General features: G+C 64.7%; 28 protein-coding genes and 1 pseudogene. 16 read left to right on the top strand and 13 right to left on the bottom strand.

What is annotated here, in order from left to right; all coding sequences use genetic code 11:
* Positions 1-21 precede the first annotated feature (21 nt).
* Positions 22-1,179 (top strand): YihY/virulence factor BrkB family protein, encoded by a 1,158-nt coding sequence (locus AC1DKN_RS07040; RefSeq protein ID WP_476870860.1) that lies wholly within the window; start codon positions 22-24, stop codon positions 1,177-1,179.
* Between the two features lie 12 nt (positions 1,180-1,191).
* On the opposite strand, the gene AC1DKN_RS07035 is transcribed toward AC1DKN_RS07040, so the two are convergent.
* From AC1DKN_RS07035 to AC1DKN_RS07020, 4 genes are all read right to left on the bottom strand, one after another.
* Positions 1,192-1,824: a CG0192-related protein gene (locus AC1DKN_RS07035; protein ID WP_476870859.1), complete on the bottom strand. Its 633-nt coding sequence runs from the start codon at positions 1,822-1,824 to the stop codon at positions 1,192-1,194.
* 215 nt (positions 1,825-2,039) lie between these two features.
* Positions 2,040-2,387 carry a DUF6510 family protein gene (locus AC1DKN_RS07030; protein ID WP_476849216.1) on the bottom strand — a complete coding sequence of 116 codons (348 nt, stop codon included), beginning with the start codon at positions 2,385-2,387 and terminating at the stop codon, positions 2,040-2,042.
* Positions 2,384-3,121, bottom strand: coding sequence for an FAD-binding oxidoreductase (locus AC1DKN_RS07025; protein ID WP_476849215.1), 738 nt, complete (start codon positions 3,119-3,121; stop codon positions 2,384-2,386). Before AC1DKN_RS07025 ends, AC1DKN_RS07030 begins: the two co-directional genes overlap by 4 nt.
* A 10-nt stretch (positions 3,122-3,131) precedes the next feature.
* Positions 3,132-3,725: a sulfite oxidase-like oxidoreductase gene (locus tag AC1DKN_RS07020; protein ID WP_476870934.1), complete on the bottom strand. Its 594-nt coding sequence runs from the start codon at positions 3,723-3,725 to the stop codon at positions 3,132-3,134.
* A 221-nt stretch (positions 3,726-3,946) separates the two neighbouring features.
* Here AC1DKN_RS07020 and AC1DKN_RS07015 point away from each other — a divergent pair, with 221 nt between their 5' ends.
* The 5 genes from AC1DKN_RS07015 to AC1DKN_RS06995 all read left to right on the top strand — a co-directional run bounded on the left by AC1DKN_RS07015 (position 3,947) and on the right by AC1DKN_RS06995 (position 7,327).
* On the top strand, positions 3,947-5,383 hold the full coding sequence (locus tag AC1DKN_RS07015; RefSeq protein ID WP_476870858.1) for an MFS transporter: 1,437 nt from the start codon (positions 3,947-3,949) through the stop codon (positions 5,381-5,383).
* A gap of 125 nt (positions 5,384-5,508) precedes the next feature.
* A complete protein-coding gene (locus tag AC1DKN_RS07010) occupies positions 5,509-6,069 on the top strand; it encodes a Chromate resistance protein ChrB (RefSeq protein WP_476870857.1) in 561 nt (186 codons plus the stop codon).
* Between the two features lie 5 nt (positions 6,070-6,074).
* Entirely contained in the window at positions 6,075-6,539 is a 465-nt protein-coding gene (locus AC1DKN_RS07005; RefSeq protein WP_476870856.1) for a DUF1232 domain-containing protein, read from the top strand.
* Positions 6,529-7,134, top strand: coding sequence for a cation efflux transmembrane domain-containing protein (locus tag AC1DKN_RS07000; protein WP_476870855.1), 606 nt, complete (start codon positions 6,529-6,531; stop codon positions 7,132-7,134). Before AC1DKN_RS07005 ends, AC1DKN_RS07000 begins: the two co-directional genes overlap by 11 nt.
* A 40-nt stretch (positions 7,135-7,174) precedes the next feature.
* Positions 7,175-7,327, top strand: a complete 153-nt coding sequence (locus AC1DKN_RS06995) for an LPXTG cell wall anchor domain-containing protein (protein ID WP_028276278.1) — start codon at positions 7,175-7,177, stop codon at positions 7,325-7,327.
* A gap of 238 nt (positions 7,328-7,565) precedes the next feature.
* Here AC1DKN_RS06995 and AC1DKN_RS06990 read toward each other — a convergent pair whose 3' ends face one another.
* Both AC1DKN_RS06990 and AC1DKN_RS06985 read right to left on the bottom strand, forming a co-directional pair.
* Positions 7,566-8,201 carry a LysE family translocator gene (locus tag AC1DKN_RS06990; RefSeq protein ID WP_476870854.1) on the bottom strand — a complete coding sequence of 212 codons (636 nt, stop codon included), beginning with the start codon at positions 8,199-8,201 and terminating at the stop codon, positions 7,566-7,568.
* A gap of 167 nt (positions 8,202-8,368) precedes the next feature.
* The gene (locus AC1DKN_RS06985; protein ID WP_476870853.1) at positions 8,369-9,187 is read right to left on the bottom strand and encodes an alpha/beta fold hydrolase; all 819 of its coding nucleotides are present in this window, start codon (positions 9,185-9,187) and stop codon (positions 8,369-8,371) included.
* Between the two features lie 97 nt (positions 9,188-9,284).
* On the opposite strand from AC1DKN_RS06985, the gene AC1DKN_RS06980 reads away from it, so the two are divergent.
* On the top strand, positions 9,285-10,349 hold the full coding sequence (locus AC1DKN_RS06980) for a hypothetical protein (RefSeq protein WP_476870852.1): 1,065 nt from the start codon (positions 9,285-9,287) through the stop codon (positions 10,347-10,349).
* 27 nt (positions 10,350-10,376) lie between these two features.
* Here AC1DKN_RS06980 and AC1DKN_RS06975 read toward each other — a convergent pair whose 3' ends face one another.
* The 7 genes and pseudogenes from AC1DKN_RS06975 to AC1DKN_RS06945 form a co-directional block, all read right to left on the bottom strand.
* A complete protein-coding gene (locus tag AC1DKN_RS06975; protein ID WP_476870851.1) occupies positions 10,377-11,390 on the bottom strand; it encodes a patatin-like phospholipase family protein in 1,014 nt (337 codons plus the stop codon).
* 256 nt (positions 11,391-11,646) lie between these two features.
* Positions 11,647-12,174 (bottom strand): DUF427 domain-containing protein, encoded by a 528-nt coding sequence (locus tag AC1DKN_RS06970; protein WP_476870850.1) that lies wholly within the window; start codon positions 12,172-12,174, stop codon positions 11,647-11,649.
* Positions 12,171-12,260: pseudogene (locus tag AC1DKN_RS06965) on the bottom strand (hypothetical protein); the annotation flags it as partial. The gene AC1DKN_RS06970 and the pseudogene AC1DKN_RS06965, both read right to left, overlap by 4 nt.
* Before the next feature lies 1 nt (position 12,261).
* On the bottom strand, positions 12,262-13,197 hold the full coding sequence (gene ppk2, locus AC1DKN_RS06960; RefSeq protein ID WP_028276283.1) for a polyphosphate kinase 2: 936 nt from the start codon (positions 13,195-13,197) through the stop codon (positions 12,262-12,264).
* A 211-nt stretch (positions 13,198-13,408) separates the two neighbouring features.
* Positions 13,409-14,176: an SDR family NAD(P)-dependent oxidoreductase gene (locus AC1DKN_RS06955; protein ID WP_476870849.1), complete on the bottom strand. Its 768-nt coding sequence runs from the start codon at positions 14,174-14,176 to the stop codon at positions 13,409-13,411.
* 105 nt (positions 14,177-14,281) lie between these two features.
* Positions 14,282-14,716, bottom strand: coding sequence for an SRPBCC family protein (locus AC1DKN_RS06950; protein WP_223916232.1), 435 nt, complete (start codon positions 14,714-14,716; stop codon positions 14,282-14,284).
* A gap of 81 nt (positions 14,717-14,797) precedes the next feature.
* Positions 14,798-15,160: an ArsR/SmtB family transcription factor gene (locus AC1DKN_RS06945; protein ID WP_028276286.1), complete on the bottom strand. Its 363-nt coding sequence runs from the start codon at positions 15,158-15,160 to the stop codon at positions 14,798-14,800.
* A gap of 342 nt (positions 15,161-15,502) precedes the next feature.
* Between AC1DKN_RS06945 and AC1DKN_RS06940 the strand changes: the two genes are divergently transcribed.
* From AC1DKN_RS06940 to AC1DKN_RS06900, 9 genes are all read left to right on the top strand, one after another.
* Entirely contained in the window at positions 15,503-15,967 is a 465-nt protein-coding gene (locus AC1DKN_RS06940) for a YegP family protein (RefSeq protein WP_476870848.1), read from the top strand.
* Positions 15,968-16,034: 67 nt separating this feature from the next.
* Positions 16,035-16,712 (top strand): PAS and ANTAR domain-containing protein, encoded by a 678-nt coding sequence (locus AC1DKN_RS06935; protein ID WP_476849203.1) that lies wholly within the window; start codon positions 16,035-16,037, stop codon positions 16,710-16,712.
* A gap of 145 nt (positions 16,713-16,857) precedes the next feature.
* Complete coding sequence (locus AC1DKN_RS06930) at positions 16,858-17,475, top strand: TetR/AcrR family transcriptional regulator (RefSeq protein WP_018772833.1); 618 nt, start codon at positions 16,858-16,860, stop codon at positions 17,473-17,475.
* A gap of 193 nt (positions 17,476-17,668) precedes the next feature.
* Positions 17,669-18,061 carry an ArsR/SmtB family transcription factor gene (locus tag AC1DKN_RS06925; RefSeq protein WP_230008795.1) on the top strand — a complete coding sequence of 131 codons (393 nt, stop codon included), beginning with the start codon at positions 17,669-17,671 and terminating at the stop codon, positions 18,059-18,061.
* Positions 18,058-19,038, top strand: a complete 981-nt coding sequence (locus tag AC1DKN_RS06920; RefSeq protein WP_476849202.1) for a TIGR03086 family metal-binding protein — start codon at positions 18,058-18,060, stop codon at positions 19,036-19,038. Before AC1DKN_RS06925 ends, AC1DKN_RS06920 begins: the two co-directional genes overlap by 4 nt.
* Positions 19,039-19,086: 48 nt before the next feature.
* Positions 19,087-19,425, top strand: coding sequence for a YciI family protein (locus AC1DKN_RS06915; RefSeq protein ID WP_476849201.1), 339 nt, complete (start codon positions 19,087-19,089; stop codon positions 19,423-19,425).
* 481 nt (positions 19,426-19,906) lie between these two features.
* Positions 19,907-20,962, top strand: a complete 1,056-nt coding sequence (locus AC1DKN_RS06910) for an ABC transporter substrate-binding protein (protein ID WP_476870847.1) — start codon at positions 19,907-19,909, stop codon at positions 20,960-20,962.
* Positions 20,959-21,897 carry an ABC transporter ATP-binding protein gene (locus AC1DKN_RS06905; RefSeq protein WP_476870846.1) on the top strand — a complete coding sequence of 313 codons (939 nt, stop codon included), beginning with the start codon at positions 20,959-20,961 and terminating at the stop codon, positions 21,895-21,897. Before AC1DKN_RS06910 ends, AC1DKN_RS06905 begins: the two co-directional genes overlap by 4 nt.
* Complete coding sequence (locus AC1DKN_RS06900) at positions 21,897-22,814, top strand: ABC transporter permease (protein WP_476870845.1); 918 nt, start codon at positions 21,897-21,899, stop codon at positions 22,812-22,814. Before AC1DKN_RS06905 ends, AC1DKN_RS06900 begins: the two co-directional genes overlap by 1 nt.
* The last annotated feature ends 11 nt before the right edge of the window (positions 22,815-22,825 follow it).

Genomic DNA, 22,825 nt, shown 5'->3' with positions numbered 1-22,825 from the left:
TAACCCCCCGAAGGAATTTCCATGGCCAAGAACCCAACCAAGGCAGAAAATGAATCCATGACCGACGCCGAAACGGACGAGAGCAGCACCGCCAAGGCCCGCACGGCACCTGCCCCGGACGACTCCCGTAAACCGGACAGTCCGGCCGACGTCACTAAGCCCTCGTGGAAGTACATCGCCAAGAAGACCCTGCGTGAGTTCACCAAGGACCAGTGCCCGGATCTCGCCGCAGCCCTGACCTATTATTCGGTTCTCTCAATTTTCCCGGCGCTGTTGGCACTCGTGTCTTTGCTGGGCATTTTCGGGCAGGCAGAGAAGACCACGTCCGCGCTTCTGGAGGTCGTCCAGGGTTTCGCGCCTGCTGAAACTGTGCAGGCGATCAAACAACCAGTCGAGCAGCTCAGCAGTTCCTCCGCTGCCGGACTCACCCTGGTACTCGGCATCCTCACCGCCCTCTGGTCCGCCTCCGGTTACGTCGGCGCGTTTGGCCGGGCCATGAACCGGATCTACGAAATTGACGAGGGCCGGCCGTTCATCAAGCTTCGGGGCACGATGCTCGCGGTCACCATTGCCACCGTGCTGATCGTTCTTGTGCTTTCGGCCATGCTGGTGCTGAGCGGGCCGGTGGCCGAGGCCGTCGGCAACGCTATCGGCTTGGGCGGGGCCGTCCTGACGGCGTGGAACATTCTCAAGTGGCCGGTGATTCTGTTGCTCGTGATTCTGGCGATCGCCATCCTCTACTACGCTACGCCGAACGTAAAGCAGCCCAAGTTCCGCTGGATGAGCCTGGGTTCCGCTATCGCCTTGGTCATCTTCCTGCTGGCGTCCCTGGCCTTCGCTTTCTATGTGGCCAACTTCAATAGCTACGAGAAGACCTATGGTGCGATCGGCGGCGTCATTATCTCGCTGCTGTGGCTCTGGATCCTGAACATGTCGTTGCTGTTCGGTGCCGAGTTCGACGCCGAGATGGAGCGTGGACGCCAACTCCAGGCCGGCATTGAGGCCGAAGAGACCATCCAATTGCCGCCACGGGACACGAAACAGAGCGATAAGCTCCAGGCCCGCGAAGAAGAGGACATTCGCCGCGGGCGCGAGCTGCGGGAACGGCGCGGGATGCAGCCTGAACGGCAGGAAGGCGATACCCAATCCCGGGACACGGACGGAGTGGGGCGCCCCTAACCCGCGGAAATGTCAGGCACCACTGACGGCGGCGAGTTTGACGTTGTCCTTCTGACCTTCCCAGGTGCCGGTCAGCGCGAGCGGGCCGACCGGTTGCTCATCCAGGTCCAGCCGCCGGATAACAAGCAAGTGAAGGTCAGCAGTCTCGATGGCGGTGCCGGCGTCGGTGGCGCGCGGTGCCGCTGAAGAGACGTCAGGGACTGCCTCGAGTTTCGGTCCGGTGCTTCGCACGAAGACCGTCTGGGCCAGAAGTTCCAGATTTTCCCCCTTTTGGAGGTATTGCTCTGCCTGCGGCCGGCCCAGCATGATGCTCGCCGCCAGCGCTGCCACGTAGATTGGATCGGCGCAGGCATCGTAAACCCACCTCGGGCCGAGAACCGAGTGCTGCATGGTTCCGACCAACCAGGATTCCGCTCCGGCCAAGGGCTGGGCCCTGTACGTGAGTGGGACTTGAAAAGTGGAGTTGCCCACCGACACGATGATGGTTTCTATGCCGACCTCGCCGGCGGGGTCGTCGAACCGGTAGGAGCCTACTTTGTGCAGCGCTGCCGTGCCGGGTTGCGTGAACCACGGCTGGCGGGGCAGCCACTGTGCGAGAAGTTCAAGTTTCGTCGGCTGCAGTTCTGCCGGGTGGATGATCGCCATGACTGCAAGCCTAACCGTGCACTGGCGACACGTTGATCAAATAACTAGAGGAAAGGTACTGACCACTGGTTGGCGATCGCCCGGCCGAGTGTCGTTGTTCCAGATCCACTGGCTCCCATGATGAAGGGTTGAGAGTGTTCAGCATCGTCGCAGGCTACCCCTTCACGCCCCCTGCGGTCTTGAGCACGCCGGGGTGCGGATAGCAGAGCAGCGCGTTAGGTCTCCCGGTCGATCTGGAGGTAGCTGAGTCCGCTGACATCGAGCCAGAATTTAGTCGGAGTCTCTACGAGACGCAGCAGGACGCCCCCGCAGGAACTGCAGCGCACAACCATTCCCGGGGCATCGGCATAGACCGCTGCTTCCCCGAAGACCCTGACAGCGCCACAATTCTTGCACCGACCGATCGCTGCAATGATGTCGATGCGGAACAGTTCCCACAAGGGTCCCGCTGCCGCGTTCCCGTCAAGATGAGGTATCGGATTGCCGCCGGTCCCGGCGATGTCCTGGTCCTCGAGGCGCGGGTCCTCAGCACCAGGGGAAGCGGAGCCGTTGTTGCCAGTCACCGTATTCCTCCCGTTCCGCCAAAGCGTTCGGTCTTGATCGAGGCGGCCGGATAGCCCGCCTGCACCATCCACTCTGTGACCGTTTCGACAAACATCGTCTGACCGCAGATGAAGATGTCGGGTGCCATGTCCGCCGGCAGGATGCTTGCCAACAGTGTTTCAGCGGTGAGTCGCTGCGGGACCATTGGCCAGCCCTCCGGGACTTTGCGTGTATAGACATAGTCGACCGTCAGCTTGGGAGATCCCTGGTTCAAGGTGAGCAGCTCCTCCCGATAGAACCCTGCCTCGGGCGATTTCAGCGAGTACAGCAACCGGAACTGTGAAGGATTCCCGGATGCCTCGTGGGCGCGGATCATGGACATGAGCGGGACAATGCCGGATCCCCCGGCGATCAGCTGAACCGGGTTGGGGTCGGTCGGAAGCCAGACGAACCAGCCGCCGACGGGCCCCCGGATCTCCAACTGGTCCCCGACCATCAGGTCTCTGACCAGGTAGGGGGAGACCTCCCCGTTGGCCAGTTCGTCGACCGTGATCTCCAGGAGTTCGTCCATGCCGGCTGTGGCCACTGAGTAGGACCGCACTGCCGTGTATCCGTCGTCCGCCGTGAGCCGGATATCGATGTGCTGGCCGGGAAGGTTGCCGTTCAGCCCGTCCACGCGCAGGCCGATGGTTCTGGAGGATTCCGTTTCTGGAACGCCACGAATCACCTCGGCGACGCGCCACAGGGTGCTCATCTGTCCTGCCTCATGAGTAACGCTCCTCGCGCCACGGGTCGCCATAGATGTGGTACCCGTTCGATTCCCAGAAGCCGGGAACATCGTGCGGCATCAGCTCGATGCCATTGATCCACTTCGCACTCTTCCAAAAGTAAAGATGGGGTATCAGCAGGCGGGCAGGGCCACCGTGGGCCCGTTCCAATGGCTCACCGTCGTATTGCCAGGCCACCCATGCCTGGCCGTCCAGCAGGTCCTGCAACGGGACATTGGTCGAATAGCCGCCGTAGGAGTGAGCGGTAGTGAACTCGGACGTTGTTTCCACATCCGCGAACAAGGTGTCCAGGGACACCCCGCGCCACGAGGTGCCTAGCTTGGACCAGCTGGTCACGCAATGAATATCGGTCCGGATATCAATCTGCGGTAGCGCCAAGAGCTCGTCCCAGGACCAGGCGCGGCGCTGCCCAGTCTCCGTTGTAATAAAGAATTCCCAGTCAGCCCGGGCGATATAAGGTGCAGGGCCCGCCGTCAGTACGGGAAAGCTTGGCGTCTCGTATTGGCCGGGTGGTAACGCTGGATTGCCGGTGCGCCGTTTTCCACGAAAACCAGACGAGATGATTCCCATCATGTACCTCCGATGCGGAGCTCCGCCGGTCGAATGTAATCGGTGCCCCAACGATAGGGCAACGGCGGGACAGAGACCAGACATAAAAATATACTCCGGTGCCGCCAGGATGCGCCGAGTTCGTAAACGCAGCCGACGGCGTCGTCTGTCGCCAGAGCGACGGGCTGAACGTCCTTCCATAGGTGAGTCCGGCAACCGCCGGCGCGGGTGTAGCTTGAAGGATGAGTTCCCTACCGTCGGCGCGTACGCAGAGGCTCGTGCTGTGGATCGCGATTCTCGCTTCCTTTGTGTCGTTTCTCGACGGCAGCGTCATCAATGTAGCGCTGCCGGCCATTTCCCGTGAACTGGGCGGCGGACTGACAACGCAGCAATGGGTTGTCGATGCCTACCTGATCACCCTGGGTTCACTGATCCTTGTCGCCGGTTCGCTCTCTGATTTGCTGGGCCGGGTTGTCGTTCTCCGGGCAGGCCTGATCGGGTTCGGCGCGACATCAGTGATGTGTGCGCTGGCACCGACAGCGGACTGGCTGGTCCTGGCCAGGGCGCTTCAAGGCGTCGCGGGCGCCTTGCTGGTGCCCAGTTCCCTGGCTCTGATCACATCAAACTTCGACGAAGCGCCCCGGGCGAAGGCAATCGGCCAGTGGACTGCCGGTACAACCGTGGCTTTCATCGCGGGACCCCTGCTCGGCGGAGTGCTCGTTGATTCGGTGGGCTGGCGTTGGATCTTCGGAATCAACGTCCTGCCCATTGCCGTGACCTTGTACCTGCTAGCCGTGTTGCGGGTCAAGGATGTTCGCAAGGAGGGCGTGCGGATCGACTACGCGGGTGCCGTGCTCTGTGTGCTCGGGTTGGCGGGGCCGGTCTACGCGTTGATCGAACAGGGCAACTATGGCTGGGGGAGTCCGCTCATTCTGATGCCCCTCGCCCTCGGTATCCTGTGCCTCGCCGGGTTCATTTGGCGGGAAAAGACCGCGAAGTACCCGCTCCTGCCGCTCAGCCTCTTCTCCGTCCGAAACTTTGCCGTAGGCAACGTGGCTACGGCCTTCGTCTACGCCGCGCTGTCGATCGGCGGGTTCATCATCGTGCTTTTCCTGCAGCAGGTTGCCGGGTTTCCGGCGACGTCGGCCGCTCTGGCCTTGCTTCCCGTCAGCCTCGTCAACATCCTCCTGGCGTCATGGTTTGGCTCACTGGCCGGGCGGTCCGGGCCGAGGTGGTTCATGGCCTTCGGACCTGCCCTCGCCGGGGGCGGCTATCTCCTGATGCTCGCATCGGAAATCCCGGTCGATTACTGGACCCAGCTGATGCCCGGGATCCTCCTGTTCGCAGTCGGGCTCTCGGCGACAGTCGCGCCGCTAACCGCCGCCATTCTCGGTTCGGTGTCGGAACAGCAGGCAGGCATCGGTTCGGCAGCGAATAACGCCGTCAGCAGGGTAGCCGGTCTGGTCGGCATCGCCCTGGTGGGCCTCGTCATGGGCGGCAAACTTGATCTCGACGGATTTCACCGGGTGGTGACCGTGACGGCGGTGCTGCTCATCCTCGGGGGCATCGTTTCCGCCGTCGGTATCCAGAACCCGCCTAAGCGGCCTGCACTTCGGGCCACGCAGAAAGTCCCATCCCAAGGCACCCGGAGCTACCGTATTTTCAGACCGGGCCGATAGGGCTAAGAGATTCCATCGGACCGACCGAACGTACCGGCCGAGGCCCTCGGGTATCTGTGCCGTCCAGGGCAGTGGGTGATGTAACAGCTGTTACTTACCTTGTTGTAGCAGTATATGATTGACGCATGGATTGGTTGGTTCTTGTTGTCCGGTTGACTGGTGAGGCCTCACGGACGAGGGTCGGTGTGTGGCGGGAGCTCCGGAGGATCGGTGCTGCGCCAGTGGCCTCAGGGGTGTGGACCGTTCCGGACACGCCGTTCTTCTCGGAAGCCGTGCCGAGGGTCGTGGAGCTGGCCGGCCGCGGAACCGGCAGTGTCCTTGTCCTGCCCACGCCGGGCAGCGGCGATGCGGGAGTGGAAGGCCTGCGCTCGGCATTCGAGGAGCTCAGGTTAGATGAGTGGAAGGAATTCACCGGCGATTGCGGGGCGTTCGAGGCCGAAATCGCCAAGGAAACCCGAAGCGGCAAGTTCACTCTGGCGGAGCTGGAAGAGGAAGAGCAGAGCCTGGACCGCTTGCGGCGCTGGTACCGTGATCTGAAAAGCCGTGACGTTCTGGAACTGCCGGAAGCGCAGGCCGCCGACGAGCGGTTGCGCGAGTGCTCCGCTGTATTCGACGAGTACACCGAGAAGGTCTACGCGACTCTGCATGCCCCGGCAGGCCATGGCTTGCCTGAGGCCGGGGAGTAGGGGCCGTGCAGTGGTGGCAGACGGCGCTGGGTATCCTGGCCGGGCTCGTTGGCGTCTACGCGGTTCTTCTGCTGGGGTTGTGGGTCTATGCGAGGTCCCATCCGGAGACGGTGGGAATGCGGGACGCGTTGCGGCTGCTGCCGGATGTGTTGCGCGTGCTGAGGCGTTTGGCGGCCGACCCGGCGGTATCCCGCGGCGCCCGGATCAAGCTGTCGCTTTTGCTGGGATATCTGCTCTTGCCGCTGGATCTTGTCCCGGACTTCCTCCCGCTGATTGGCTATGCCGATGACGTGATCGTTATGGCCCTGGTTCTTCGTTCCGTGATCCGCTCCGCGGGTCCGGAGTCTTTGCGGCGGCATTGGCCGGGCACCACGGCCGGGCTTGCCGTCATCGAACGGCTGGCCGGCCTGCCGGCACCCATCGCCGGAAACGCCGGGGGCGCCGGGAAAGAGAGCACAGATGCTGCCTGAAATTTTGAAGCGCCCTGAGATGGCGCGCCTGAGACGTCGCGGGTTCATCCTTGAGGGCATCACGTTGGGCTGGAACGTCGTCGGAGTGGCAGTTCTTGCCGTCACTTCCATCACGGCCGGATCGGTGGCGCTGGCCGGCTTCGGCCTGGACAGCCTGATCGAGATCGGTGCCAGCACCGTGGTGATCTGGGAACTCTCCGGGGCCGGGGAACGGCGTCAACGGTTCGCGTTGAGGCTGATCGCCGGGGCGTTCGTTGCCCTGGCCCTCTATCTGCTCATCCAATCCGGACTTGCCTTGGCGGCCGGGCACCACGCACGGCCTAGCCCCACCGGAATTATCTGGACGGCTGTCACGGCAGTGGTCATGTTCGCCCTCTCAGCCGGAAAGGCCCGCACGGGCAAGGCGCTGGGCAATCCCGTTCTGATAGCAGAGGGCAAGGTGACGTTTATCGACGGTCTTCTGGCGGCCGCCGTGCTGGCCGGTATCTTGCTGGACACCTTTGCCGGTTGGTGGTGGGCCGACCCCCTGGCCGGCATGGTCATCGTCTACTACGCGGTCCGCGAAGCCGTGGCCATCTTCCGCCACGATCACTGATCGTTCGGAAACAGCCACCTGGGTGGCTTAGGCTTTCCGTATGGGACTAATAATCACACTGCTTATCATTTGGCTTATTCTTTCGATCCTTGGCTTCGCTGTGAAGGGTCTGCTCTGGTTGGCCATCATCGGACTGGTGCTCCTGGTGGCTACGGCTGTATGGGGCTGGGTGAAGCGCAAGGCCAAGGCCTGACGCAACCCTGATCTTCATTCGGCGGCGGCCGGTCCTCTTCAGGACCGGCCGCCGTTTTCGTGAAATTCGCGGAGTCAATGAGCCAACTCGGGGGTGGCGTCCTCAACAGGCCTGGACTGCGAAGGATCCCGGTGATGTATGCCCTCGACTGGTCGCAGCCACCCGAGGAACGGCTGGATTCGGGTTGGCGTTCTACCGGATAGGGAACTGCACCTGTCCGTCGAGGTCCGGCGCGCCGCTACGAGCTGGTGCTGGATGCCAGTACACCCAGGCCGAGCGCGGCGATGATGCCGCTGCTGCCGCGTTCGAGACAACTGCTCACCCGGGGGCGCTGCAGCCAGGCCATTGCCTTCGCTGCCGCGACGGCTACAGCCGCCAGGTAGAGGAATCCAATGGCGCTTTCGATGGCACCGAGCACCATGGCTGTATCCAGCGTGTTGCCGCCGTGTGGAATGAACTGCGGCACGACGGCGAGGTAGAACAGGCCGACCTTGGGGTTGAGCAGTGTGGAGAACGCGCCGGCGCCGAAGCCGGTCCTTCGGCTGTAGCTCCGGCGGGGAGCGTGCCCGGCCGCCGGGGATGCAGTTGTGCGGCGCGCCCGGATCAGCGACGAGACTCCCAGATACAGCAAGTACAACCCGCCTGCGATCTTCAGCCAACGGAACACTTCCGCCGAGTCCTCCAGCACGGCGGCGAGCCCCACTCCCACCAGCGCGGCCCAGACCAGGGATGCCAGAGCTGAGCCCAGCGCCGCCGCCAGGCCGGCCCCGGCACTTTGCAGCGAGATCCTCAGCACCAGGAAGGTATCCGGGCCGGGGGTAACGGAAAGCAGCAGGCACAGCCCGGCAAAGGCCAGGAGGGTCACGGCGGTCATGGGCACCATTGTCCTTTCGCTGGCCGCCCGACTGCAATCCGTCGCGATGGTTTGCTGCTTACCGGGCATTGCATGACGCCGGTTGGACGCCGCGGACGCATCGCCTTGCCCTTCTTCGGCGGAGCCATGACACAGGGATTCCGTCCGCATGCGGGCGCCACTGCCCGCTAGCTTTTGTCGTCTGACGCCTCACGCACGCGCATGAGCCAGTCGGCGGCAAGGGCTCGCACGAGGTTGGGTTGCTCATGGATCAAGGCGTGGCCGGCGCGGTCGAGTACGGCCAACGTAGCGCGTGGGTAGTGCAGGATCAGCTCCGACGGTCCTGTGTGCCCGGCGGTGGCATCCTGTCGCCCGGCAACGACCAACACCGGATGAGGATAGGCTTTCGCGGCTTCCGGCCGATCCCGCAACTCCCAGTGCCAAAAGATCCGCATCAGGCTCGACTCGTCAGCCAGGGACGTTGCGGGAGCCACATACTCCTGGAACCGACGCAGCGTTTCAGGCGTCTGCACAACGAAGTAGCTGCGGTAAGTAGCCTCGAGATCCGAGCCGAGTGCACCGGTCAGATCGACCGACGAAACAAGGACCTCGTGCTGAGGCACGTCGCGCGTCTGTTGGCCAACAGGGCAGATTAGCGCCAGCCCGACGGCCTGATCAGGTCGCAGACTCGCAATCGCACGGGCCAGGTATCCGCCGTAGGACTGACCCACGATAAGAAACGGTTCATCACCAATAGTGCTGGCGATAAGGCCGAGCAGAATGTCCACGACGTCGTCATTGCTCGTGATCGTCTCAGGCGCCGGGGTCCGGCCCATCCCGGGCAGGTCCGGATACAGGCGCCGGTAGCCAGGCACGTCGTCGAAAATCGGTTCAAGGGCACCGGCGATCTCGCGATGATCCACACCGGCGCCGTGCAGAGCGAGAACCGGCGTGCCACTGCCGTACTCGGCGTAATGCACAGAAACTCCGCTAACCGTGGTCTCCATCACGCTATGGTAAAACGCGTTGCGACGATACCCGCCATCATCGACGGCACCTGAGACCGCTCCAGATAAAGCTGCGCTGTGGTGGGAGGATGATCTGATGACGCCAAGTGTGGACGTATTTCTGCGGGGGCCCCGGGGGCGCCGTCTGTGCCTCGAACTGGCGATGCAGCTGGATCCGGAGGTCAAAACGGCGGCCTTCTGGTTGGGATACGAACTTGATAGTGGACCGGGGACCTCGCGGGTCCTGCTGAGCGCTGCTGCCTCCGGGGAGACCGCGATGCCGGCCTTTGCCGCGTCACCAGAACAGCTGGCTGCCAGGCTCGCCTCACTGGATTTTACCGACCTTGACAGCGACCTGGTCCAGGCGGCCCTCGAGCGGTCCGTGGACGCTGCAAGGTACTGGCAGGCACCCGATGGAGAGGACGTGCTCGCGGATCTCCCGGGTGTGACGGCGGCCCTGTCGCCCGTCGCGGAACAGGTCATGGCGCTGCCCGACATCCAGTGGTTCTGGCGGCCTCGCCGGGCGGAGCAGTGGGCCATCGACTGGCGATCGACAGACGGCCAGGCACTGCTGCCGAAGAATCCGCGACAAACACTGGCTGGGTGGGGCCGAGACGAACGAGCCGGTGAATTGCGGGCCGCGCGCGAACGCCCGGGCGACCCTCGCGCCAACTGGTCAGGAACCTGGTGGTCGATACCGCACGGGCTAGTCCACACCGTCGGGCAGGTCCCGGCCGCACTGAGCCTCGTGGAAGATTCCCTGGGCTGGGAGCAGGCGACCACGGTTCCAGTTCAGGGAGCGGGCCGGACACTTGAGATCGGCACAGCAAAAGAGTGGATAACGCTGTGCCGCAGGTTCCCAATGGAGGTCACTGCATCCCGGCGACACGACTGGTTCCGCCTGACTGGACGCGACGGCCGGTGGGTCATCCCGGATTGGGAACAAGTGGCAGGGGAGTGGGACGCCGCGCACCTCTCCGTCCTGGGTTACCTCGACGGCGCGACGCGCCCACTACAGGTCGACGCCGAAACGGCGACGGTCATCGCCGGATGGGCCCCGGACAGCACGATCTGGCTGACAGATGTCGCGCACGAATCGGGTGGCCCGCGGCAGGCATGGCACCGCGCCTCGCACGGCGACCCCTGGACTCTCGCGCCGTAACAGTCGAACACCGACAGGTTTCGGCCGTCACCGCCAGATTTCGGCGACCAGCTCCGCGAGGGCTCTGCCCTGGCTGTAACCAGCTCGAGCCGCAGGCGGACGCAAGGACAGATCCATCGCATTGGCGCCGAACATGTGCTCCGCGGCGCTATCCGGGAAGATAGTTTGGACCCTGCTGCCCCCGGCGCGCAGTTCGTCGACTTGGGTGGCGAGATCCATGCCCCACTCGAGCGGCATCCGCGACCTGCCGCCGAAGGGTGACAGCACCAGCACAAGCCCGTATCCAGCCGCCAGGTCGGCGTTCTCACTGCGTCGATAGCCGCCGTTGATGTACCGGCTCCCGCCGATGCGGTAGCCGTTGCTGGTGCTGGCGGCGACGGCGTCCACCAGATCGATTCCGCTGTTGCGGTCGAACACGACCGGTTCCCCGGTATCCGCATCAACAGCCGCGATCAGCACGGGCTGTTGCGGCCAGTGCCGGCTGGGAAGCCGGGCCGCGACGATGTCGCGCCAGCGCATCTGGGCAGAGCCGTCCGAAGCTTCCATCTCGAGTGCCGCGGCGCCCATCCTGCGGCGCATGTCGGTGGCATCCGCAGCAGAACCAATGATTCCGTTGGACCACTCCAGATAGGTCTGCCCCGAGAAATTCGGAGCGCGTCCCCTGTCCGGTCCGGAGTGGCCGGCTTGTGGCCGAGGCACCTCGGCGAGGATGGCGGCGTACAGTTCGGCCGGCCGTGTCCCGCTGGTGATCTGGGCAGCCACTGTCGATCCTGCCGATGTCCCGATGATGAGATCGGCCTCGGTGACATCGATGCCGGCATCGGACAGGCCTGCGATGAGACCGAGTTCCCACGCATTGCCTGCCGCTCCGGCGCCGGCGAGCACCAAGGCCCGCTCGTGTGAATTGCCTGCCTGTCGTCCGGCGTCGGCCTGTTGGCCGGGAGCGGGCCAATTTCCGGGCTGTGGTGTCCGCGTCACTGCAACGGCACCGGAAGCGGTCGCCGAACGGATGCGCGGAGTTGAAGAAGATGTTGTGTTCATGGGAGTCGCCTTTCGCGAATTTGCCTTGCGGCACTCCCGGAGACGACTACTTCAGTCGCGCGACCGTGTACTTCGGGGGAGCGCCCATTACGGATACTGCTTTCATGGGTCTCACCTCCTGAAGATTGATCACGATCACCGGAAAGCTATCACGCCGGCAAGGCGGGGCACAACGGGCTTCAAGCCGCCAGAGCGAGCACCGGCTGAGTCGCCACACGCACCGGCAGCAAGTCTTGCCGGCGTAAGCGCGATGTGCTCACCACCCGGCCGTGCCCGGGCCGCCCTTGAAAGGACCAACGATCTGCGTGGTGATCCAACCGCCGTAGAAGTCACCTTCCTGGAAGGTCACCTGCTCGCCGTCGACTTGGCAGGAGTCCATGTGAGCCGGGTAGAGGGCCACTCGGGAGCTAAGCGCCCCGAAACCCCGGGTGGGTTCGGGGTAGGTCCACCCGCCACGGGGAACGACGACTCCGCCGGCAACGACGTCGAAGTAGTGCGCTTCTCCCTTGAACTCGCAGAAGCTGGTGCCCCCTACCGGGACGAGTACACCGGCAGGAAATGAGTCCAATGGCAAGTAGTAGACAGGCGGGTGACTTTTCTCCAGGACGCGCACCGCATCGGTGGTGTCGGCAATCACCTGCCCGCCAAGCCGCACGATAACCCGTTCGGATCGGGGCTCGACCCTCGGCGGCCGCGGATAGTCCCACACCGATTCCTGGCCCGCCTTGGGTTTGATGGGCTGGGGCCGCCGGAAAAGGCCGGAAGAACCGTGTGCAGGAGTCATGTCCCCATGGTGCCATCTTCTGCTGGGATCCCACCGTGAGCGCGACGCAGCCGTGCGACAGCGAATACGCCGACCGCGAGCCAGCCGCTAGTCGCCGGCGGCTTCGCGGCCGCGGCGCACGATCAGCCGGTCGGGGCTGTGGACCACTGACGTGTCCTTGTCCTCGTAGTCGAACTGGTTGAGGAAGTAGCGCATGGCGTTGATCCGACCCCGCTTCTTGTCGTTGAACTTGATGGTGATCCACGGCGCATGGTCCGTGTCGGTTCGCAGGAACGTCTCCTCCTTGGCGGCCGTGTACTCCTCCCACCGGTCCAGGGAGGCGAGATCGATGGGCGAGAGTTTCCAGCGCCGCACCGGGTCGATCTGCCGGATCGCAAAACGGGTGCGCTGCTCGTGGCGGGTCACCGAGAACCAGAACTTGGTCAGGTGGATCCCGGAATCCACCAGCATCCGCTCGAAGAGCGGGGCCTGAACCATAAAGGTGTCGAACTCCTGCTCCGTGCAGAAGCCCATGACCCGCTCCACATTTGCCCGGTTGTACCAGGAGCGGTCGAACATCACGATCTCCCCGGCCGTGGGCAGGTGCTGGATGTAGCGCTGGAAATACCACTGGCCCAGTTCACGGTCAGAGGGTTTACTCAATGCCACTGCCCGGGCCGAGCGGGGATTCAGGTGCTCGGTGAAGCGCTTGATTGTTCCGCCCTTGCCGGCCGCATCCCGGCCCTCGAAGACGATCACGTGCCTGAGCTCCTGGTCCTGGCCCCAGTACTGGAACTTCAGCAGTTCAACCTGCAGCCGGTATTTCTCCAGCTCGTACTCTTCGCGGGACATCCGTTGCTCGTAGGGGTAGTCTTCCCGCCACGTCTGGACGGCCGAGCCGCCGGGGTGAATCAGTTCCGGATCTTCGCCTTGCCCCCCGCGCACGGTGTACCCCATCTCCACCAGGTGGTCGATGGCCTCACGCAGGTTTTCCCGGAGCCAGCCCTGGTCCTCGGGTGTCCACGTCCTGTCCGCCGGCGTCATCCCGGCCCCCTTCCGGCCCCCTCGAACCAGCTGCCGGCCTTCCAGATGCCGGCGGTGTTCGATGCTCAACTGCGTTCATAGAATGCGACCAGCCTAAGCCGACAAGTGGAGCTCACGATAGGGACGGGCTGGGGGATACTTTCCGCCACCTGACCCGCCGGCAGGGACTACCTACCCTTGCGTGCCGGTCGGGCCGGGTCGATGGTTCGATTCAGAAGAGCGTGATGCCGGTGAGTTCGGCCAGTTTGTCGGTGAGCTTGTCCTGGAAATCAGCGTCGGTGACCTCCGGAGCCGGTTTCCGCGGCCGGCGGTGGTGCCAGTACATTCCGGAGACCTGGGCGACCGGGTCAGGGCTGACGGCGAGCCAGCCCTGGGTGTCCTGGCCCAGGGCGAGGTCGTCGGGGGCGCCGGCGCCGCCCATTTTGGTGGGCACCCAGCCGGGGTCAACGGAGTTGCTGAGCACGTTGGTCCACTGCCGGGCGACGGCAGCGGAGAGCGCGGAAACGTAGAGCTTGCTGTCGGAGTAGGCGGCGCTGGCGTCCCAGCGCCGTCGGGTCCAATCGATGTCCTGGAGGTTTCCGCCGGCCGCGCGGTGCATCCCGCTGCTGAGGTAGATCAGGCGGTGCGGCCGCTCGATCAGCGCGGTGAGAATGTAAGGGGCCAGAACGTTGATGGCCAGGGTGCGGGAGTGTCCCTCCGGGGTCGCGACGCGCCCCGGCGAGAGGTAGACGCCCGCGTTATGGATGACGGCGTCCATCCGCCCGTGAGCGTTCACCTGCGCGGCCAGTTCCCGGGTTTCGGAGGCCCTGCTGAGGTCACCGATCACGATGCCGATGGCAAGCGGCGCGAGTTCTTCGAGGGTGGCGGCGCGTTCCCTGGAGCGGGCGTGCAGCAGGACCTCGTCGCCGCCGTTCAGGAGCGTCCGGGCGGTGGCGAGGCCAAGTCCGTCGGTGGAGCCTGTGATGAAAATGCGAGCCATGAGGATGGTCCTTTCTTCACCGTTACGTATGAAGGTTTCTGCTTGCCACTTGATGGCCTTAGCTAGGACGGGTCACACTCAAGAATGAACGCCCTGCGCCCTCATCTAAGCGGATTCGAGAACGTTCTTGAGATTGGTCAACTGAGCGACCTCGGCATTCATGGTGCGGACAATCACCGGGCCCACGAGCTTCATGAGTCCCTTGGGCTCCAGGTCCAGGCTGAAACGAACAGTCGTTCCGCCCGGCGCTTCACTGAGCCGGTACGCACCGGCCGGACGGGCCGGACCGGCCACTACCTGGAAGCCCAGGAGCTTTCCGGGGTCCGCCGCGGTGATTTCATAGTCCCCGACGATCGGCCGGCCACCGGGGCCCGAGAGGGTCTGGCTGTACACGGCACCGAGGTCCCCGGGTGTTCCACTCTTCAGTGCTATGTCCTGAACCCCGGAGCGCCATGCGCGGTTATTCAGCCCATCCGCGAGGAACGCATAGACGTCCTCCGGTGATCGGTTGATGGTGGTCTCGTTCTCGGCGTGAGCCATTACTACCCCTACTGGTTTTAGTCCGGACGCGTCCAGGCCGGTCGATCGATGTTGTCCATACAGTCCGGCGTGCGCCGGCATTTAGCGGATTGCTTCTTCAGGCTCTTCAGCCATGGGGCTCAGGGTCATCCGGGTGGTGACCAGGAGGGATCCGAGCAGGGATCGGGCGGCCGCGAGCAGGACATTAACCTCAGGGCTGGCCAGTTCATAGAACAACCTGCCCTCGCGCCGTGAGGGGACAATCAGGCGCTGGCGGCGGAGAATGCTCAAATGTTGGGAGAGGTTCGACGGCTCAAGGCCCGTGTTGTCGCGCAGTCGGCTTACGGCAACTGGTCCGTCGGCGAGCATTTCCAGCAACTGGATTCGGGCAGGGTGGCCCATGGCCTTGAACAGTTCTGCCTTCACATCGGTCTGGACCGGACTTGCAGGAAGATCATCCGGCATCGGGGCCTCCCTCCTTCACATTCAAATATTCTGAACCGCGCGTCTGTGCAGACCCCGGCGACAGGAAAACTAGCACGTGCAAGACAGAAAAGTCTGTCTTGCACACCCATGATTTGGTCAGCCCGCTTACATATCGTAGCGCCGGACCGCTGCAGTGTCGTCGCCGCCGCCAGACAGGGTGGTACCTCTTGCGCAGGTGAGTTGCATAGTTCAGACTTTCATGAATTCATCAATTCGATCCGGCCGGTACGAGTGACTGGCATCGTTCGGGTGGATTCAGGCTGTTCCCGGTGACAACGGCGTCGCCGGGAACAATCGGGTCCCGGCTTCCAGGAGGGTTCTATGACAGGCATGTTCGAACTGTTCACCGATTCCGACACGTCCTACCGATTTCGACTTACGGCCCCGGACGGGACCGTCATGGCCTTCTCCAGGCCCTTTCCAGACCTGCCGGCGGCGGTGGCCGGGATCGCAGCAGTACGGGAGTATGCCGGCATGGGGCTGGTCTCGGAAATTTCGGCACCGCGAGATGACGCGCTGCTCCAGTCCGTAGCCGAGGGCATTCCCGTGGAACCCAGCGCTCAGAGGCGCGGAGTTCACGAAGCGCACGTGAAGGGCCAGCGCGCCCGGGCGAGACCGGCCCGCGGCTGGGCGCCCAGGTCTCCTGAAGGGCCGCCGCGCCTCCGCATCCCGTCCGCAGCGCGCTTCTTGGGCCGACTCGCAGGGACCCGGAACCAGCAGCTGATCGTGCGGTGGCGGCAGGCATTGGAGACGCGGACTGCGCAGGTTGGGCTCAGTTCGTGCTGACCGTGTCCCGGGACAGGGCGTCCGCCGCCGCCGCCGCCGCCGGCGGGCCGGGCAGGCAGGCCCGGCCATGACGGAGTTGAAGGCGTTGCAGGCCTATTCCAGCGCGCTGGCCACCGAGGGCTGCCTCGCCGGGACCTTTCGCTACGATGCTGCCTCGGGGGAGCTGCAGTGGTCCGAGCAGATGTACCAGATCCACGGCTATCACCGCGGCGAGGTGGTGCCCACGGTGGGTGTTCTTATGCAGCACGTGCATCCTGACGACCGGAAGCCGTGCAGGGAAATCTTTGAGGATGTGTGCCGTGGCGGAGGTTTTTTCGCCAATTATCATCGTCTCTTCGACGCACGCCGGCGTGAACGCCGCGTCCTGACGGCGGGGGAGGGCGTGCTGGACAGTGACGGGAAGCTGCTGTTCGTCGACGGGTTCATCCTGGACCTCACCAGAACAGTTCAACTTGAAACGGACCGGTCCGCCCGCGAGGCCGTCGCCGGGGCCATCGGCACCCGAGGCCTTATCGAACAGGCCAAGGGCATCCTGATGGGAATACTCCACATCGGTTCCGACGACGCCTTCGAACGGCTTTCCGCCTACAGCCAGCACCACAACATCAAGTTGGCCCACACGGCTTCGGCCATCGTCCGGCTGGCCAACAGCACGCACGAATCCGCGACCCTCCGCAGCTTCGTCCACGCACTGGACGGTCGTTTCTCACAACGCCGCGATGGCGACCGGGTTCTGCATCCCTAGGTGGGGGTAAGGCGCCGGGCGGGTCCTCGGCCGGCCCGCCGGCGTCGTGCTGGCCGACAGCGCCGGTGGAATCCGGCGGAGACTGATAGCACACTCCGAGGCAGACCGGTCTGTACGCCTCGGTCCGGTGTAAAATTTTTTTATCATGACTGTCAACGACGCCGAGGGTCCTACGCTGCTGCCCGCCACAGCCATGGCCGGACGCGACGAGCCGGTGGACCGTATCCTCGCCACTGCTTACGAGTTATTCTCCCGCCGCGGCATCCGCGACGTAGGGGTCAATGAGCTGATCAGCAGTTCAGGGGTATCCAAGGCAACCTTCTACCGGCACTTTCCGTCCAAGGACGCCCTGGTGCTGGCCTTCCTGGAACTCCGCGACCAGGTGTGGACCGTGGACCTGATCGTGGCCGAGGCCAGCCGGCGGGGCAACACCCCCGAGGAGAGGCTGCTCGCCGTCTTTGACGTGTTCGGTGACTGGTTCCAGCGCGAGGATTTCGAGGCGTGCTCGTTTATCAATGTGCTGCTGGAAATGGGCGCCGGGCACCCGCTGGGCAAGGCGAGCATCGATTACCTCAGCCGCATCCGCGGGCATATCCAGGCGCTGGCCGAAGAAGCCGGGCTGGACCGCCCCGAGGAATTTGCCCGGTCCTGGCACATCCTGATGAAAGGCTCCATCATTTCCGCCACCGAAGGGGACGCGCTGGCCTCCAAGCGCGCCCAGCAGATGGCGCGATGGCTCATCGAGCACCACCGGGGCCTCTAGCCGCTGCGCCCGGGGATTCCCCGTCCCGGTTACCGGCATCTCTTTAACCCGGGACGCGGTAACCCGGCACGCGCCATAGCGCCCTGACAAACCGCTCCGATAACAGCTGCGCCATGCCCGGGCCGCGATCCGCAAGGGTGCCGGCCTGCGTTCCCTGATCCCTCTGACTGCTGGGCACTTGCGGAATACGTTAGTGATCACTAACGTATTAGTTGTGTTGGATGCCTTGGAGATTGCTGCGGAGCCGAACCGGCGACGCCTGCTGCATCTTCTCGCCAGCCACGAACAGGCTGTCGGGGAGCTGGCCGCCCATTTCACGGTCAGCCGCTCCGCGGTGTCCCAGCACCTGCTGCTCCTGGAGCAGGCCGGCCTGGTATCTGCCCGCAAAGAGGGCCGGAACAGGTACTACCGACTCGACCCAGGCGGCATGGGCCGGCTACGTGACCTTGTCGAACAGTTCTGGACCTACGAACTGGACCTGCTGGCATCAGATGCGGCCGCACTTGCCGCCCAGCGTCACCGGCCCCCTCAACATCACACGACCACTTCCGATGCTTCGCCTCAAGACAAGGGACCACTCTCATGACGTTCGATAAAACCATTCACCTGCCCGTCAGCGCCGACGAGGCCTTTGCGCTCATCACCGAGCCGGAACGTCTGCGCCGCTGGCAAACGGTGGCGGCCCGCGTTGACCTTCGGATAGGCGGCGACTACCGCTGGACCGTCACTCCCGGCCACCACGCCGCCGGCACATTCCAGGAGATCGAGCCGGGCAAGCGCATCGTCTTCACTTGGGGCTGGGAGTCCGGAATGGACCTGGCGCCGGGCGCGTCCACCGTGACCATCACGCTGGAGCCCGACGCCGGGGGCACCACGCTCCGCCTGGTCCATGCCGGCCTCAACGCCGAACAGGCCGCAGCACATGCCGAAGGCTGGAACCACTACCTGGGCCGCCTGATCGCCGAGACCTCCTCCCCGGACGGCGCCGGTCCGGACGCATGGTCGGCTGCCCCGGACCCGATCGATCACCTCAGCTCGGCCGAGGCTTCGCTCGCCGTGCTCCTGGGCGTGCTGCGCAAGCTCACCCCGGAGGACCGTGAGAAAGCCACTCCCTGCGAAAATTTCACGGCCCACGAGTTGCTGGAGCACCTGGCCGGTTCGCTGAAGCAGATCGGCGGGGCGCTGGGCGCGGACGTAAGCGACGACGCCGGGGCGGGCCCGGAAGTTCGCATCGCCGGACTCGCGCAGGCCACCCTGGAGGCGTTCAGCCGCCGCGGCTTCGAAGGCACCATCGACATGGGCTTCGCCGAGCTGCCCGCGACCGTCGTCGCCGGGATCGTCAACCTCGAGCTGCTCGTCCACGCGTGGGACTTCGCGAAGGCCACCGGCCAGGAACTTGTAGTTTCCGACGTCGTCACGGATCACGTTGAGGCCCTGGCCTTGGTGACCATCTCGGACCAGGTCCGCGCCAGCGGCAGCTTCGCCGCTGTCCAGCCGGTCGCGGAGACTGCGAGCAGCCTGGAGCGCCTGATCGCGTTCACCGGCCGGACCGTCGCCGTCTGAAGTTTTCCAACCTAAGCCCGTCAAGACCGCCAGGAAAGCAGGAGCAACATGACCAAGTTCGTCTTCCTCTATCACGCCCCGATGACCCCCGCCGAGGCCGCGCCGCCCGCGCCGGATGACATGGCAGCCGCCATGGAACAGTGGAACAACTGGGCCGCCAAGGTCGGCAACGGCCTGATCGACTTCGGAACGCCGCTGGCCAACGGTGTCCGCGTTTCCGCGGGCGGAGCCACTGCGCCAAGCCAGCGTGAAGTCGCCGGATACAGCATCATCGAGGCCGACAGCCTTGAGGCGGCCGTGGAACTGGCCAAGGTGCACCCGCACCTGAACATGCCCGGCGGCTGCGAAATCGAGGTTCACGAGGCGCAGCAGATCCCCGGAATGTAAGCAGCGGCTCGGCCCGATGCTCAAGGCGTGTTCGCCGCTGCTTAAGAGCAGCGGCGGACACGCCTTTATTCGTCCTGTTGTGCGCCTGGTCGTGCTGGGCCCTGACCGCCGGTACCGCGCCGGCGCGCAACATTCGGCCACATCTCCAGCAATCTTTCGTCCCATGCACGACAGTGGCGCGGCGCCGGCCCCTTCACGCGCCGTCGCCGGGCGTCACCAAGACTTCACAGTGCCGGGCCGGTGTGGCACGGGTGTGTCCCAGGATGGGCGCAAATGACCGCGTGAGTCTTGCCCTGTTACGGACTGCTTCGCGCTGCGTCCGATCGGGTACCGGGGGTGCGTCCATGGCTGTTTCCGTCGCCGGATTACGCGCGGTTTCCTCGGGTGTCGAGGCACCTGCGGAACGGATTCGACTCTGCTCTGATGGTGGGCACGGTCCGGTAGCCCCGGTCCGCACCATCGAATCCAGAAAGAATCCGCTATGAAAAACCGACACTTACCCGCAGGACTTTTCTCCACCTTGGGCGTTGCTGCCGCCGTGGCGGTCTCGCTGGTGGTCTCCGGTTGCGGCGGCCCTGGGAGCGCCCAGTTCCCGGCCGGAAATACCCCCGGGGCACCCGAAGTGACCGAACTCCGCTACGAGGGCTCGGCCAACAACGTGAGCCTGCCGGAGCTGGCCGAGGACCTCGGCTACCTCGGCGACGTCAAGCTGAACTGGGTGGGCAACACCATCAGCGGGCCGGCGAGCATCCAATCAGCCGCGACAGGAGCCACCGACTTCGGCGGCGCCTTCTCCGGCGCCGTGGTCAAGCTCATCGAAGCCGGCGCGCCGGTCACTGCGGTGATCAACTATTACGGCGAGGACGAGAAGACGTTCAACGGCTTTTACGTCACCCAGGACAGTCCGATCCGGACGCCGCGGGATCTGATCGGCAAGAAAATCGCCGTCAACACCCTGGGCGCCCATGCGGACGCCGTGATCAACAGCTACCTGAAGAAGAACGGACTGTCGCAGGAGGAAATCAGGCAGGTCCAGCTCGTCGTCGTTCCGCCCAATGACACCGAAGAGGCCATCCGCCGCGGCCAGGTCGACGTCGGTGCGCTCGGCGGAGTGCTGCAGGACAACGCTGTCGCCACGGGCGGCCTGCGGTCCCTGTTCAGCGACTTCGAACTCTTTGGAACCTTCGCCGGCGGCCAGTACGTCCTGCGCAAGGACTTCATCGAGAAAAACCCGGAAACCACGAAGATCTTCACCACCGGTGTGGCCAAGGCCATCGAATGGGAACGCACCACCCCCCGCGACGAGGTGATCGCGCGGTTTACGAGCATCATCAACAAGCGTCAGCGCTCCGAAAGCACCGCGGCGTTGAAGTACTGGAAGAGCGTCGGAGTCCCGTCCAAGGGGGCCATCAGCGACCAGGACTTCACCCGCTGGTCAGCATGGCTGAACGACACCGGCATCGTCAGCGGCGGGATCACCCCGTCCAAGTACTACACCAACGATTTCAACGGACTGCTGAACGGGGCGGCATCATGACCCGCGGTACCGGACCGACGCCGAAAATCAGCCTCCGCAACGTCGGGAAACAGTTCACCGTCCGGCCCAGCAAGGACCAGCCCGAGGGCTCCACCCTGACGGCGCTGGAGGGCATCACCCTGGACGTCGCCGCAGGCGAGTTCATTACTCTGGTCGGACCGAGCGGCTCCGGCAAAACCACCCTCCTGGACCTCCTCGCCGGGCTCACCCGGCCGGACGCCGGCCAGGTGCTCGTGGACGGCAAGGAGGTGACCGGGCCAGGCCGCGACCGTGCAGTCGTCTTCCAGCAGTACGCCCTTTTCCCATGGCGCACCGCGGCCGCCAACGTCGCCTTCGGCCTCGAAGGAACCGGCAGCGACGGGCGCCGCCCGAGCCGGAGGGAACGTGCCGACAAGGCCCGCCACTACCTCGAGCTCGTCGGCCTCTCCGGGTTCGAGGACCGGTATCCCCATGAGCTATCCGGCGGCATGAAGCAGCGGGTTGCCCTCGCACGGAGCCTCGCGTACGAACCCGACGTCCTGCTCATGGATGAACCGTTCGCAGCGCTGGATGCCCAGACCCGGGAACAGCTCCAGGAGGAACTCCTGCGCATCTGGCGCTCCACGGGCAAGACCATCATCTTCATCACCCACGGCATCGACGAGGCCGTGTACCTGGGCCAGCGGGTCGCCGTGCTTAGCTCCCGACCCGGCCGGCTCAAGCAGATTGTCGACATTGACCTGGGGGAGCGGAGCGGTGACCGGGACGTCCGCTCCGACGCCGTCTTCGTCGAACACCGCCACGAAGTCTGGTCGCTGCTGCACGACGAGGTCCGGAAGGCCCAGGAAGCCGGGCACGCCAAGATCCGGCCCGACGGGTCCGCGCCCGACGAGGCACCCCAGCTCAGCAAGATCGAGCCCAGCAAGGGACAGCTCAGCACGGGAAGGGCAGCCTGATGACCGCACCAACACTGACCAAAGAGACCACCGCGCCTGCCGCTCCTACCACCCCTGCCGCCCCCGCTGCAGCCGCAACCGGGCGGCCCCCACAGCCCGCCGCAACCCGACGCCTTCCCGCCCTGGTCCGGTCCGGCGCCCGCAGGGCCGGGCGGGGGATCTGGGCCTCGGGCGCGATCGTGCTGTTCCTCCTGCTCTGGGAACTGGGTCCCACCTATCTCGCCTCGGCCTCGACCAGGGTATTCCTTCCGCCGCTGCACGAGGTCCTGCGGGCACTGGGATCACTCGTCGCCAAGGGCCAACTGCAGAACCATCTGGCAGCCAGCCTGACCCGCTCCGCCAGCGGCTTCGGCATCGCCGTCGTGGCCGCCGTCGCCCTTGGCCTGCTGGTCGCCTGGTACCGGTCCCTTGACCGGTTCCTCAACCCACTGCTGGAGGTCTTCCGGAACACCGCGGCACTGGCGCTGCTCCCGGTCTTCACCCTCCTGCTGGGGATCGGGGAGACCTCCAAGATCAGCATCGTCGCTTACGCCGCGTTCTTCCCCGTGCTGCTGAACACCATCGCCGGCGTCAGGACCGTCGACCCGCTGCTCGTCCGGGCCGCCCGCTCGCTGGGACTCTCCAACTTCCGGCTGTTCCAGAAGGTCATCCTTCCCTCGGCGGTGCCCACCATTTTCACCGGCATCCGGATGGCCGGAACGTCCTCGATCCTGGTGCTCATCGCCGCGGAAATGGTCGGCGCCAAGGCCGGACTCGGGTACCTGATCGTCAACGCACAGTCCAGTTTCCTGATCCCGGACATGTACGCCGGGATCCTCACCGTCTCGCTGCTCGGCCTGCTGGTCAACTACCTGCTGGTCGCCGTCGAACGGCACTTCTCCCGGTGGCGGACCGCCGTCGGATCCCAGTCCAATTAACCCCCACAGAC

It is taken from the genome of Arthrobacter sp. 01N444 (assembly GCF_056399305.1).
The sequence above is the reverse complement of the archived record's forward strand: the minus strand, read 5'-3'. Positions and strand labels throughout refer to the sequence as shown.